This window comes from Stutzerimonas stutzeri, assembly GCF_024448935.1.
Lineage (GTDB): Bacteria > Pseudomonadota > Gammaproteobacteria > Pseudomonadales > Pseudomonadaceae > Stutzerimonas > Stutzerimonas stutzeri_AO.
In genome coordinates, this window is record NZ_JAMOIE010000116.1 from 1 (window position 1) to 13,210 (window position 13,210).

Annotated in this window: 15 protein-coding genes; 7 read left to right on the plus strand and 8 right to left on the minus strand. The window is 63.5% G+C overall.

Going from position 1 to position 13,210, the window contains the following annotated elements; translation table 11 throughout:
• Positions 1-154: 154 nt before the first annotated feature.
• The 3 genes from NA637_RS22200 to NA637_RS22210 are packed head-to-tail and all read right to left on the minus strand — an operon-like array spanning position 155 to position 2,260.
• Positions 155-748 carry an HAD family hydrolase gene (locus tag NA637_RS22200; RefSeq protein WP_256074690.1) on the minus strand — a complete coding sequence of 198 codons (594 nt, stop codon included), beginning with the start codon at positions 746-748 and terminating at the stop codon, positions 155-157.
• A complete protein-coding gene (tesB, locus tag NA637_RS22205; protein WP_256074692.1) occupies positions 745-1,614 on the minus strand; it encodes an acyl-CoA thioesterase II in 870 nt (289 codons plus the stop codon). Before tesB ends, NA637_RS22200 begins: the two co-directional genes overlap by 4 nt.
• Positions 1,615-1,660: 46 nt before the next feature.
• Entirely contained in the window at positions 1,661-2,260 is a 600-nt protein-coding gene (locus NA637_RS22210) for a GNAT family N-acetyltransferase (protein WP_256074693.1), read from the minus strand.
• 79 nt (positions 2,261-2,339) lie between these two features.
• Between NA637_RS22210 and NA637_RS22215 the strand changes: the two genes are divergently transcribed.
• Positions 2,340-3,260, plus strand: a complete 921-nt coding sequence (locus NA637_RS22215) for a histone deacetylase family protein (RefSeq protein WP_256074694.1) — start codon at positions 2,340-2,342, stop codon at positions 3,258-3,260.
• Between the two features lie 231 nt (positions 3,261-3,491).
• Here NA637_RS22215 and NA637_RS22220 read toward each other — a convergent pair whose 3' ends face one another.
• From NA637_RS22220 to NA637_RS22240, 5 genes are read right to left on the minus strand one after another with little or no spacing between them, the layout of a single operon-like run.
• Entirely contained in the window at positions 3,492-4,640 is a 1,149-nt protein-coding gene (locus tag NA637_RS22220) for an ABC transporter substrate-binding protein (protein ID WP_256074695.1), read from the minus strand.
• 24 nt (positions 4,641-4,664) lie between these two features.
• Positions 4,665-5,372 carry an ABC transporter ATP-binding protein gene (locus NA637_RS22225; protein ID WP_256074696.1) on the minus strand — a complete coding sequence of 236 codons (708 nt, stop codon included), beginning with the start codon at positions 5,370-5,372 and terminating at the stop codon, positions 4,665-4,667.
• On the minus strand, positions 5,359-6,126 hold the full coding sequence (locus tag NA637_RS22230; protein WP_256074697.1) for an ABC transporter ATP-binding protein: 768 nt from the start codon (positions 6,124-6,126) through the stop codon (positions 5,359-5,361). Before NA637_RS22230 ends, NA637_RS22225 begins: the two co-directional genes overlap by 14 nt.
• Positions 6,119-7,150, minus strand: coding sequence for a branched-chain amino acid ABC transporter permease (locus NA637_RS22235; RefSeq protein ID WP_256074698.1), 1,032 nt, complete (start codon positions 7,148-7,150; stop codon positions 6,119-6,121). Before NA637_RS22235 ends, NA637_RS22230 begins: the two co-directional genes overlap by 8 nt.
• Positions 7,150-8,013, minus strand: a complete 864-nt coding sequence (locus NA637_RS22240) for a branched-chain amino acid ABC transporter permease (protein WP_256074699.1) — start codon at positions 8,011-8,013, stop codon at positions 7,150-7,152. Before NA637_RS22240 ends, NA637_RS22235 begins: the two co-directional genes overlap by 1 nt.
• Before the next feature lie 489 nt (positions 8,014-8,502).
• Here NA637_RS22240 and NA637_RS22245 point away from each other — a divergent pair, with 489 nt between their 5' ends.
• The 6 genes from NA637_RS22245 (at position 8,503) to ureC (ending at position 13,088) form a co-directional block, all read left to right on the plus strand.
• On the plus strand, positions 8,503-9,336 hold the full coding sequence (locus NA637_RS22245; RefSeq protein ID WP_256074700.1) for an urease accessory protein UreD: 834 nt from the start codon (positions 8,503-8,505) through the stop codon (positions 9,334-9,336).
• Positions 9,337-9,473: 137 nt separating this feature from the next.
• Positions 9,474-9,776, plus strand: coding sequence for an urease subunit gamma (gene ureA / locus NA637_RS22250; RefSeq protein WP_256074701.1), 303 nt, complete (start codon positions 9,474-9,476; stop codon positions 9,774-9,776).
• Positions 9,777-9,848: 72 nt separating this feature from the next.
• Positions 9,849-10,361 (plus strand): N-acetyltransferase family protein, encoded by a 513-nt coding sequence (locus NA637_RS22255; protein WP_336605510.1) that lies wholly within the window; start codon positions 9,849-9,851, stop codon positions 10,359-10,361.
• Positions 10,358-10,930 carry a GNAT family N-acetyltransferase gene (locus tag NA637_RS22260; protein WP_256074702.1) on the plus strand — a complete coding sequence of 191 codons (573 nt, stop codon included), beginning with the start codon at positions 10,358-10,360 and terminating at the stop codon, positions 10,928-10,930. The genes NA637_RS22255 and NA637_RS22260 overlap by 4 nt, the downstream gene beginning before the upstream one ends.
• Positions 10,927-11,232: an urease subunit beta gene (locus NA637_RS22265; protein ID WP_256074703.1), complete on the plus strand. Its 306-nt coding sequence runs from the start codon at positions 10,927-10,929 to the stop codon at positions 11,230-11,232. The genes NA637_RS22260 and NA637_RS22265 overlap by 4 nt, the downstream gene beginning before the upstream one ends.
• A gap of 155 nt (positions 11,233-11,387) precedes the next feature.
• Entirely contained in the window at positions 11,388-13,088 is a 1,701-nt protein-coding gene (gene ureC / locus NA637_RS22270) for an urease subunit alpha (RefSeq protein WP_256074704.1), read from the plus strand.
• Positions 13,089-13,210: the final 122 nt, after the last annotated feature.

Here is a 13,210-nt window from a genome sequence, read left to right on the forward strand (position 1 = left end):
GGCTCCTACATGGGACTGGTGCTTCTGCTCTGCGTAGGAGCGAGCGTGCTGGCGAACCAGGAGCCGCACGCAGCGTCCATGGCCAAGAGCTTCGCCAGCAAGGACCCGGCGTCCGCTGGCCCACGGAGCCTGGCACGCTCAGTCTCGACCTGCTTTAGCCGCCTAGCAATTGGCGCAGCGCTCGGCAATCACGCGCATGCAAATCGGTCAGCTCCGGCCAGGGGTTTTCCGGCAGATTGACCAGCACGCCAGGTGCGCCGGCCGCGTTCGCGCATTCAAGGTCGAAGCGGTAGTCGCCGACCATCACCAGTTCATCCGGTGTAACGCCCCACTTCTCCGCCAGATGCAGCAGGCCGCCCGGATCAGGCTTGGGCGGTGCCTCGTCACGGCCGAGGATGTCATCACTGGCAAAGCAGTCGCCCATGCCTACCGCCTGCAGGGTCACCAGCGCCAGTTCGTGCGCATTGCGCGTCAGTACCCCAAGCCTGCAGCCGCGGTCACGCAGCGCATACAGCAGTTCACGGGCGCCCGGCGCGGGTGTGGCGGCATAGGCCAGCTCGCGTTCGTGCTCCAGCAACCAGACACGCTTGCCCGCAGCCTCGTCGGCGGGCAGCGCGGCGAGGTGATGGAGGATGTCGTCGTCTTCAGGAATGTCCAGGGCTCGTTTGATCGCCGGAAAATCATGCACGGCAAGCGTCAGGGTGCCATCCATGTCGAACACCCAGTGCCGTGCAGCAGCCAGTTTCACCTCCAGTCCTCGCGCACCCGGACCAGCCCTTCCTGAGCCACCGAGGCGACCAACTGACCGGCGCGGTTGAAAATGCTGCCACGCGCGAAACCACGCGCGTTACCGGCCCAGGGGCTGTCCATGGAATACAGCAACCACTCGTCGGCGCGCACTTCGCGATGGAACCAGATGGCATGGTCCAGGCTTGCCAGCTGAATGAACTTGCTCCAGGAGCTGACGCCGTGTGGCTGCAGGGCGGTACCGATGAAGCTGAAGTCCGAGGCGTAGGCAACCAGATACTTGTGCAGCGCCGGGCTGTCCGGCAGCGCGCCATCGGCACGGAACCAGATATGCCGGAGCGGCTCGATCGGCTGCGGGTTGACCGGGTCCTGCAACGTGACCGGGCGGATCTCGATGGGTTTCGGACGGCGCAGCTTTTCTGCCACACGCGCCGGAACCAGCGGCGTCAGTTTGTGCAACAGCTCCCATTCGCTGAGCAGGTTCTCGGGGCCGACCACGTCGGGCATCGGCAACTGATGCTCGAACCCGGTCTCGTCGGCCTGGAACGACGCGCTGCAGGTGAAGATGGTCTGCCCTTTCTGGATCGCGCTGACCCGGCGCGTGCTGAAACTGCCACCGTCGCGCACCCGGTCAACGTCATAGACCACCGGCTGGTGGGAATCACCAGGCCGTAGGAAGTAGCCGTGCATCGAATGCACGTGACGCTCCGGCGCCACCGTCTGGCTGGCCGCGGACAGCGCCTGACCGATCACCTGGCCTCCGAACAGCTGCGGAAAGCCCAGGTCCTGGCTGGCACCGCGGAACAGGTTTGCTTCAATTCGCTCCAGCGACAGCAGGTTGACCAGCGTGTCTAGGGTGTCGCTCATGGTGTAGTTCCTTTATGTATGCGAGGCACGAGGCAGGCGCGCCATGTTACGGATTCCGCCGAAGCGGCTCCACTGGTTGCGCTTGTCGGCGAAGCGCTGCCCAATCATCCCGCGTGATTCGATACAGCCAATGAGGGCGCAACGGATGCCCCTCGGGAATCATCGGATGGTCAAAGTCATCCGCTGGTTCATGCCGCATGCCCAACGCCTGCATCAACCCCAGCGAAGGCTCGTTGATCGCCGCGGTGCAGGCCACCACCTCCGCAAGCTGCAGCCGCTCGAAGCCGCACGCCAGCGATGCCTCTGCCGCTTCGCGCGCGAAGCCTTGCCCCCAATGCTCCTGGGCGAGCCGCCAGCCGATTTCCACCGCTGGGCAGAACGGCAGCTGCAAACGGCTCCAGGCCAGCCCGGCCATACCGATGAATCGTCCATCGCTTTTGAGCTCCAGCGCCCAGAACCCGAAGCCGAACCGCGCGAAATGGATCCGGTTGCGCGCCATCGCCGCCGCGCATTCGTCGCGCGAGCGCAACTCGGGGAAATAGCGCATCACCAGCGGGTCGCTGCACAGCTCGGTCAGTGCATCGAGATCGCCATCGCGCCAGGCACGCAGACGCAAGCGCGGCGTTTCCAGTTCAATACGTTCCATCGGTCCGTCCGTGCTGTTTCCTTGAAGAGTTCGGTAACGGCTCTGCATACTCGCGGTTGACCTCAATGGGCCCGATTCGATGTCCCTGCCGTTGGTATTTCACGACGATTACAGCCCCGCTCTGCCGCCGGGACACCGCTTTCCCATGGAAAAGTTCCGCCTGCTGCGCGACCATCTCGTCGATTGCGGTTTGACCACGGATGCGGCGTTGTTGCGTCCCGAGCCCTGTCCGCCCGACATGCTGACGCTCGCACATGACCGTCACTACGTCGAACGCTACTGCAGCGGCGACATGAGCCGCGACGAACTGCGCCGCCTGGGCCTGCCCTGGAGTCCGCAACTGGCGAAGCGCACCGTGCGCGCAGTAGGCGGCTCGCTGCTGGCCGCAGACCTTGCATTGCAGCACGGGCTGGCCTGTCACCTGGCGGGTGGCACCCACCATGCCCATCACGCTCATGCCTCCGGTTTCTGCATATTCAACGACCTGGCCATTATCGCCCTGGCGCTGCTGGAGAGTGGCCGTGTCGGTCGTGTGCTGATCTTCGATTGCGATGTGCATCAGGGCGACGGCACAGCACGCATTCTCGAGCAGGTACCGGACGCCGTCACCGTGTCACTGCACTGCGAAAAGAATTTCCCGGCGCGCAAGGCCCGCAGCGACTGGGACATCGGTTTGGCGCCTGGCCTTGGCGATGCGGATTACCTGAAGGTCGTCGATGATACGCTCAGCTACCTGCTGCCGCTGTATCAGCCGGATCTGGTCATCTATGACGCCGGCGTCGATGTGCACCGCGATGACGCGCTGGGGCTGCTTGAGCTCAGCGACGAAGGCCTGGCCATGCGCGACAGCGCGGTGATCGAACACTGTCTGGGGCGAGACATTCCGCTGGTCGGCGTGATCGGTGGCGGCTACGACAAGGACCGCGCACTGCTCGCACGGCGCCATGCGCAACTGCACATCAGCGCCGCGAAGGCCTGGCAGCGACACGGCCTGGGCTGACCCCCCTCACAACGACGGCCGCAGTGCGCAGAGGGCTGAAGAGATGCTGAACGCCGCCGACCGCGAAGCACTGGTCAAGCTGATGCAAGAGCGCGGCAACATGCGCGAGCAGGAAGCCGAGCAGGCTCAGGCTGCTGACTAACTCCGCCTTCGGAGGGGTTGATAGCCCCCACACTCTGCGTGTGCGTGGGAACGCTGCGGGCCGTTGCGCCGAGGAAAGCCGCCGAGCGATTACTCCCCGATTTCCTTAAGAACGATCTTGCCTCCCTCTACCACCGCCATGGTGATCGGGGTAATGAAACCACCTTTATCGGTGATTCCCTGGATCGAATAGAGGTTGTACTTGGGGTCCAGCGCGCTGATCGCCCCGGCCATCTTCGCCCGTACCTGTTGCGGCTCGGTACTGCCAGCCAGCTCCATGGCCTTGGCCAAGGTATGGAAGGCCAGGTAGTTGAAGGCCGCTTCGGAGCCTGGCACCTTGCCGTGGGCCTGCTTGTAGCGCTCGACAAACGCCTTGGCCGCCTCAGCCTCGTATTCGGACAGCGGCACCACGCCTATCGCGCCTTCCAGCAGATCCAGCCCGCCCGTGACAGCGGCGATTTCATCCAGCTTGGCCTGATCCATCACGATGAAAGCGCCCTGGAAACCTAGCTGCCGTGCCTGCTGCATGACCAGCCCGGTGGGTTCCGAAGCGCCGCCGACGAACATCACGTCCGGGTTCGAGGCGATCACCCGGCTCACGCCGGTATAGAAATCGGCCGATTTGTTGTAGTCCATGGGATTGCTGGCAACGATCTCGCCGCCCTTCTGCTCCCAGGCCCTGGTCATCATGTCGGTCCAGATCTTGGCGTACTCGTGAGTCGCGCCGGCGATGCCGAGCTTCTTGCCGTAGTGCTTGAGCGCGTAGTCGGAGAAGGAATCGACGTAGCCGGTGAATTCCGGCGGGATGCGTATGGTCAGCGGATTGCCCTGCTCGGTCACCGTGGGCACGCTGGTGTAGGCCATTATCAGGAAGTCGTCGCCGACGTTGAAGTCCTGCAGGGCAAACACGCCGCCGGAATGCGGGACGAACACGGCAGTGACATTCGACTCCTTTACCAGCCGCTTGGCATTGGTGGCCGCCTGGCTCGGTGAATACTTGTCGTCGAGGCTGATGAGATTGACCTTGTAGGTCTCGTCGCCGATTTTCAAACCGCCCGCCTTGTTGGCGTCCTCGACCGCCATGCGCAGGCCCGACAGGGTGTTCTCGCCATAGAGCGCGGCGCCGCCGCTGAGGGGCCCGGTGAAGCCGATATTGAGCGTCTGCTCGGCATATGCGCTGCCGGCATGGGCTGCAGACAGGGTGGCAATCGCCATTCCAAGCGCTTTGATCGTTTTCATTGTTGTCTCCTTGGTTATGACTGTTCAGGCGCCAATGTAGGCCTTGCGCACGGCTTCGTTACCCAGCATGGCCTGCTGGTCACCCTCCATCACCAGGCTGCCGCCTTCGATGACATAGGCGCGATGGGCGATCTTCAGCGCCGCGAAGGCATTCTGTTCGGCCAGCAACACGCTGGTGCCGGATTTGTTGATGCGCGAGATCACCTGGAACATCTGGTTGACCACCAGCGGCGCCAGCCCCAGCGAAGGCTCATCGAGCATCAGCAGACGCGGGCGGCTCATCAATGCTCGGCCGATCGCCACCATCTGCTGCTGGCCACCGCTCAGCGAGCCGGCCGGCTGATTGCGTTTGTCGTGCAGGATGGGAAACAGGTCGAGCACTTCCTTCAGGTTGCGCCTGTTGCCTTCGCCGTCGCGGCGATGCAGATAGGCACCGAGGGCGAGGTTCTGCGAGACCGACATCTGCGGGAACAGCTTGCGCCCTTCCGGGCAGTGCACAACGCCGGCGGCAACCAGGCCGGACGGCCTGAGGCCGTCGATGCGTTTGCCCTCCAGCGTAATGCTGCCGGCGGTTGGCTTGAGCAACCCGCTGATGGTGTTGAACAAGGTGGTCTTGCCGGCACCGTTGGCGCCGAGCAGCACCACCAGTTCGCCGGCGCCGACGCTCATGGACACCTGCGTGAGCGCCTTGAAGCTGCCGTAGCAGACATCGACCCGATCAAGCTGCAGCATCGTAGTCACTCCCCAGGTAGGCTTCGATGACGGCCGGGTTAGCCTTGATCTCGGCGGGCGTGCCTTCGGCGATCTTCTCGCCGTAGTTGAGCACCATGATCTTGTCCGCCAGGCCCATGATCATGTCCATCTTGTGTTCGATCAGGCACACGGTCAGACCATGCTCGGGCATCTTGCGGATCAGTCCGGCAAGGCCTTCGGTCTCCTCGGGATTGACGCCTGCCGCCGGCTCGTCGAGCAGCACCAGCTTCGGCTCGGTGGCCAAGGCCAGAGCGAAGGCGACGCGCTTGCGCTCCTCCTGAGAGATATCCAGCACCACACGATTTTCCAGATGCGCCAGGCCGACGAAATCCAGCGCAGCACGCGCCTTCTCCCGGCATTTGCGCTCTTCCTGCTGCAGACGCCTGGAATTGATCAGCACATCCCAGAGGCCGGAACGGGTACGCAGCCGATGGCCAACGATCAGGTTGTCCAGAACGGTGGCCTGCTCAAACAGGTGCGTGGTCTGAAAGGTCCGGCCGACGCCGAGCCGGGCCACACGATCGCAGCGCATCCGCGAAACGTCGTGGCCGCCGATCAGGATGCGACCGGAGGTCGGCTTGTGCACGCCGGAAATCAGGTTGAAGAAGGTGCTCTTGCCGGCGCCGTTCGGGCCGATGATGGCGTTTATCTTGCGCGCTTCGAACTCGACGCTGACGTCGTGCACCGCCGCCAGCCCGCCGAACATCTTGGTCAGGTTTTCCACCTTAAGCATTGTTGTTCACCTCGTTGTTGCCTGGGGTGACCTTGGTGGCGGCACGCGGGTCATTCGCCCGGGCAGCTGCGGTGTCCTTGCGCAGCTTCCAGCCGAGGAAGGTGCCAATCACGCCACGCGGCATGAAGATCACCAGCACCACGATCAGCGGGCCGAAGATGATCATCCGGTAGTTCTCGAGGAACTGCAGCGATTGGGTGATCCAGACCACGCCCACGGTACCGGCCAATGGCCCGAACAAGGTGCCGAAGCCGCCCACCAGCAGGTAGGTGATCATGTCGAAGGTGTGGTTGGGGTTGGCTTCCTCCGGGCCGATGAAGCGGATCATCGAGGCATACAGCCCACCGGCGATACCGGCGTAGGTGGTCGAGAGGACGAAGGCCAGGAGCTTGTTGCGCATCAGGTCGATGCCCAACGATTGGGCCAGCGCATCACCGTTGCGGATGGCCATGAAGGTACGGCCCAGCAGCGAGGACGCCAGGCGCCCGGCGAACCAGATCGCCAACACCAGAAACAGCAGCGCCAGATAGTAGAAGGGCACCGTCTGGCTGAAATCCACCAGGCCAAAGCCGTCCGGCGCCGCGATGCCGCGAATGCCGATGGCGCCGTGGGTCAGCTCCTCCCACTTGTCGATCAGCAGGTAAATGATAAAGCCGACGCAAAGCGTGAAGATGGCGAAGAAGTGCTCTTTCAGGCGCAGCGAGACGATACCCGCCAGCGCACCGATGGCAGCCGAAACCAGCGCCGCCGCCACGAAGGCCGGCCAGAAATTCCAGCCATGGTCGGCGGTGAGAATCGCCAGGGTGTAGGCGCCGATGGCGAAGAAGCCGCCGTGGGCAAGGTTCAGCTGGCCGCAGTAGCCGGTGATGATGTTCAGGCCGTAGACCGCAATGGCCCAGATGAAAGCGCTGGCCATCACGTAAACCTGATACTCGCTCTTGGCGAATAGTGGGAAGGCCAGGGCCAGGGCCAGCAACGCCAGTTTGGCGCCGCGGCCGGTCAGTAAGGACGCGAAACGATGCATCAGTGAGCCCCCTTGGCGAACAGCCCGGTCGGGCGGAAGGACAGGATCACCACCAGCAGCGAGAAGGCGATGATGTCCTTGTAATCCGAGGATAGGTAGAAGCCGCCGAAGCTCTCGGCGAAGCCAAGGATCATGGCGCCGATGATGGCGCCCGGAATGCTGCCCATGCCGCCGAGCACGATGATCACGAAGGCCTTCATGATCACCAGATGCCCCATCGCCGGATATACCAGGTTGATCGGTGCGTAGAGCGTCGCGGCGAAGGCGGCGAGCATGCCGGAGATGGCGAACGTCAGCATCGCCACGCGGTTGGCGTCGATACCGACGAGAAACGCGCCTTCGCGGCTCTGGGCCATGGCGATGATGGTCGAGCCGAGCATCGTCTTGCGCAGGAACAGGTGCAACCCCAGCATCAGGGTAAAGGCGCCGACGATGATCAAGAGCCGCTGCTCGGGGATGATCAGTCCATCGAAATTGAGGATGCCGGCGTACGGCGAGGCCATGCGGCGGAAGTCCGAGCCCCAGAGCATCTGCACCACCGCTTCGAGAAAAAGCAGGATGCCGATCGCCGCGATCTTGTCGTGGATCGGCGGCGCATTGCGCAGCGGGTGGAACACCAACCGCTCCGACAGCACCGCCAGCACGGCCACCACCACACCGGACGCCAGCATCGCGATCCAGTAATGCAGGCCGATGTCGGTCATGAAGTAGTAGGATGCGAAGGCGCCGACCATGTACAGCGCGCCGTGGGCGAAGTTGGGAATGTGCAGGATGCCGTAAACGAGCGTCAGGCCGAGAGCGACCAACCCGTAGATGCTGCCCAGGGTCAAGCCGTTGAGCACTTGCTGGAACAATAGATTCAATGCGGCGTCTCCGTGGATCTTGTTGTTATGGGTGCCACCGAGCGACTGCCGATTCTTCCCAGTCAAAGCCGGTCGAACATGCCACCGCCGCCGGGCAAATCGGACTCTTCGCCTGACTGACATTGGCACTCGCTCGCATCCTCGTCAAACGAGCAGCTCGGAAGAGATAAAGCCCCATAAAGCAGCGTGATGCTGGCAACAAGCTATTTCAGTGACTGCCCGGTCGCTCCGATCAGCTTCAACGGATCGCTCTGCTCGATCAAGCCGAGCACGTCGCAGCAAAGGCCGCATTGACGCGCACCAAAGTGGATCACTCACCACGCAAAACCTTTCTGGCGCACCATTGGAGGGCATCAAAAAGCCGGCAACCTGACCATCGACCGGCTCTCTTACTCGCCCACCAGGCTAGTAGCGCCGCAGCGCACCGCTCTGGCGCGAGAGGCACGACTATTGCTCGGCTGGTTCAACCACTTGCTGATCTCACGGCTCATGACTGCTCTGACTGCGCTGTTCACGCCCCACTGGAACGCCGAACTCGAACTGGGCTATGCCCGCTTCGACGGGGGAACACGCCCAGTATTGCGCCGTCACAGCGGCCCATTGAGGGTCCAGAAGCATCTCTATCCCGAGGGTCCGGAGGTTTGTCAGCAGATCATCGTGCACCCGCCGGGCGGGATTGCCGGCGGTGATCGGTTGGACATCAGTGTCGCGGTAGGCAGTGGCGCCTGGGCCCAGCTGACCAGTCCTGGCGCGGCGAAGTGGTATCGCGCTGGCGGCCCCGCCTTGCAGACACTGACGCTGCGTGTCGAGGCCGGCGCGACGCTGGAATGGCTGCCACAGGAAACCATCGTCTATTGCGCAGCGCAGGCCGAACTGAGCACATCCATCGAATTAGAAGGCGATGCCAGGCTGTTCCACTGGGACATCGTCGCGCTCGGCCGGCCGGCCAGCGGCGAGCGCTTCGACGCGGGCCATTTCCAGGCACAGTTGAACATCCGTCGCGACGGCGAACTGCTCTGGCACGAGCGCCAGCGTATAACGGGCAAGGATGGGCTACTGGACTCGCCAATCGGTCTCGACGGCCAACCCGTATTCGCCACTATGATTGTCACTGGCGAGATTGATGCCGAGCTGCTGGAGCGCTGCCGTGAACTTCCGAACCGGGTGCGGGGCGATCTGACACAGTTGCCTGGCATGCTGGTCGGGCGTTGCCTGGCTGGCGAGGCGTTGCATGCCCGCGCCTGGCTGATCGACCTGTGGCGGTTGTTGCGACCTGAACTGCTCGATCGCGAGGCGGTGCCCCCGAGGATCTGGAGTACATGAACTACGCTGGGTAAGGCTCCGCCGTTACCCACTCTACGCCGGCCACCAGGTGCGTGGCCGCCCCGTAATTCGCTGTGTGGTTGCGACCACCAGCCGGTGGATGCGACAAGCAATATCCACCCTTGACTGGAGCCGTTATGGATTTGTCGCCGAGAGAAAAGGACAAGATGTTGATTTTCACTGCCGGGCTGGTCGCCGAGCGTCGCCTCGCCCGCGGGGTAAAGCTCAACTACCCGGAAGCCATGGCCTACATATCCGCCGCGCTGCTCGAAGGCGCCCGGGACGGCCAGACGGTCGCCGAACTGATGCACTACGGCACCACACTGCTGGGCCGCGACCAGGTCATGGAAGGCGTGCCGGAAATGATCCCGGAGATTCAGGTCGAGGCCACCTTCCCGGACGGCACCAAGCTGGTCACCGTGCATCAACCAATCGCTTGAAACACGGGTCAATGTCTACTGCGGCCATGGCCGCAACGATGATGATCCCGAACCGCCTGGAGGGAACTGAACGTGCAGATACGTGACGCCCTGGACGCCGACCTCGGAGGCATCCTGGAGATCTACAACGACGCCGTGCAGCACAGCACGGCGATCTGGAACGACCAGCTGGTCGATCTCGACAACCGCCGCGCCTGGCTGGCCGAGCGCCACGAACAAGGCTATCCCGTGCTGGTCGCGATCGGCGAGGACGGACAGGTCGCCGGCTACGCCTCGTTCGGCCCCTGGCGCCCTCACGACGGCTTTCGTCATACCGTCGAAAACTCAGTGTATGTCAGCCCTGACCACCGCGGCAGCGGCATCGGCCGCAGCCTGATGCAAACCCTTATCGAGCGCGCCCGGCAGCTTGATAAGCACGTAATGGTCGCGGCAATCGAAAGCGAGAACCGCGCATCGGTGCATATGCACCAACAACTCGGATTCACCCATGCAGCCCAGATGCGCCAGGTGGGCTGCAAATTCGATCGCTGGCTGGATCTGACTTTGATGCAGCTGATACTGACACCGGAGAGGAAGCTGCCATGACTGCTCCGCACGGCCAGGTCTTCGGTCATCGAAACGATGTGATCAACATCGTCTTGGTGGATGCCGGTGCATTCGCCTCGTACCGCGACGGCCTGGTCGAGTTGCTACTTGATGCGGTCAGGCAGGGAGCTTCGGTCGGCTTCCTTGATGATCTGGAGGCAGGACAGGCGCACGCCTACTTTGACGGGGTCGAGCAGGCGCTCCGCGCCCGTCAGTCTCTCCTGTGGGTGGCAACCGAGGACCAAAGCGTCATCGGAAGCGTCCAGCTTGCACTTTGCCTCAAACCCAACGGGCTCAATCGCGCCGAGGTCAACAAACTTCTGGTTCACCAGACTGCTCGCCGGCGCAGCATCGGCGCGCGTTTGATGCAGGCGCTTGAGCATCAAGCGGTACGCACGCAACGCGGTTTGCTGTATCTCGATACAGAGGCGGGCAGTCCCGCTGAAGCCTTTTATCAACGGCTCGGGTATCAACGTGCCGGAGAAATCCCCGACTACGCCGCACGGCCTGACGGCACCTATCACCCCACCGTTCTCTATTACAAACGTCTCTCCATGAGGTCTTCATGATTCCCGGCGAATACCAGATCCAGGACGGCGACATCGAGCTCAACGCCGGCCGCCGCACCCTGACCCTCTGTGTGGCCAACAGCGGCGACCGGCCGATCCAGGTCGGCTCGCACTACCACTTCTTCGAAACCAACGATGCGCTGGCCTTCGACCGCGCCGCCGCGCGCGGCATGCGGCTGAACATTCCGGCCGGCACCGCCGTGCGCTTCGAGCCAGGCCAGAGCCGCGACGTGGAGCTGGTCGATTTGGCCGGGGACCGCCGGGTGTTCGGCTTTGCCGGACGGGTGATGGGCACGCTCTAAAAGCCGGAAAGGTCGCTGGAGGCTGAAGGCTGGACGAAAGAGCAGCGAGCAACCCGGCGGCTGCCTTTTCGTCCAGCCTCCAGCCTTCAAGCCTCCAGCCCCAATCTCCAGGGAACGGCGAACGCCATGGCATCACATCAAAAGGAAGGACAGAGATGAAGATTTCCCGCCAAGCCTATGCCGACATGTTCGGCCCCACCGTCGGCGACAAGGTGCGCCTGGCCGACACCGAGTTGTGGATCGAGGTCGAAAAGGACTTCACCACCTACGGCGAGGAAGTGAAATTCGGCGGCGGCAAGGTGATCCGCGACGGCATGGGCCAGGGCCAGCTGTGCGCCGCCGAAGTGGTCGACACCCTGATTACCAACGCGCTGATCCTCGATCACTGGGGCATCGTCAAGGCGGACGTGGGCCTGAAGGATGGCCGCATCGCCGCCATTGGCAAGGCCGGCAACCCGGATATCCAGCCCGACGTGACCATCGCCATCGGTGCCGCAACGGAAGTCATCGCCGGCGAAGGCATGATCCTCACCGCCGGCGGCATCGACTCGCACATCCACTTCATCTGCCCGCAGCAGATCGAAGAAGCCCTGATGAGCGGCGTCACCACCATGATCGGCGGCGGCACGGGACCGGCCACCGGCACCAACGCCACCACCGTGACGCCCGGCCCCTGGCACATGGCGATGATGCTCAAGGCCGCCGACGCCTTCCCGATGAACCTCGGCTTCAGCGGCAAGGGCAACGCCTCGCTGCCGGAGCCCTTGATCGAGCAGGTCAAGGCCGGGGCCATCGGCCTCAAGCTGCACGAGGACTGGGGCACCACCCCGGCCGCCATCGACAACTGCCTGAGCGTCGCCGACCAGTACGACGTGCAGGTGGCGATCCACACCGACACCCTGAACGAATCCGGCTTCGTCGAGACGACCCTGGGCGCGTTCAAGGGCCGCACCATCCACACCTATCACACCGAAGGCGCCGGCGGTGGCCATGCGCCGGACATCATCAAGGCCTGCAGCCTGCCCAATGTTCTGCCCAGCTCCACCAACCCGACCCGGCCGTTCACCCGCAACACCATCGACGAGCACCTGGACATGCTCATGGTCTGCCACCACCTCGACCCGAGCATCGCCGAGGACGTGGCCTTCGCCGAAAGCCGTATTCGCCGCGAGACCATCGCAGCCGAGGACATTCTCCACGACCTCGGTGCCTTCTCGATGATCAGCTCCGACAGCCAGGCCATGGGCCGCGTCGGCGAAGTCATCACCCGCACCTGGCAGACCGCCGACAAGATGAAGAAGCAGCGCGGCGCCCTGCCCGGCGATGGCGCCGGCAACGACAACTTCCGCGCCAAGCGCTACATCGCCAAGTACACCATCAACCCGGCGATCACCCATGGCGTCAGCCATGAGGTGGGCTCCATCGAAGTGGGCAAGTGGGCCGATCTGGTGCTCTGGCGCCCGGCGTTCTTTGGCGTGAAGCCGACACTGATCCTCAAGGGCGGCGCCATCGCCGCGAGCCTGATGGGCGATGCCAACGCGTCGATCCCGACGCCGCAGCCGGTGCACTACCGGCCGATGTTTGCCAGCTTTGGCGGCTCACTGCACGCATCGAGCTTCACCTTCATCAGCCAGGCGGCATTCGACGCTGGCGTGCCCGAACAGCTGGGGCTTAAGAAGAAGATCGGCGTGGTGCGGGGCTGCCGCTCGGTGCAGAAGAAGGACCTGATCCACAACGACTACACGCCGGACATCCAGGTCGACCCGCAGAACTACCAGGTGCGCGCGGACGGGCAACTGCTCTGGTGTGAGCCGGCGGACGTACTGCCCATGGCGCAGCGGTACTTCCTGTTCTGATCAGGTAGCCAGGCGGAAATCTTGAGTAGTGAGGGGCGGCAGCGAAGAGCAGCAATCCGGGCTGCCCCCCGCCACACTACCCCGTAGGAGCCAGGGGGACGCCCAGTCCTTGCTGGCGATCC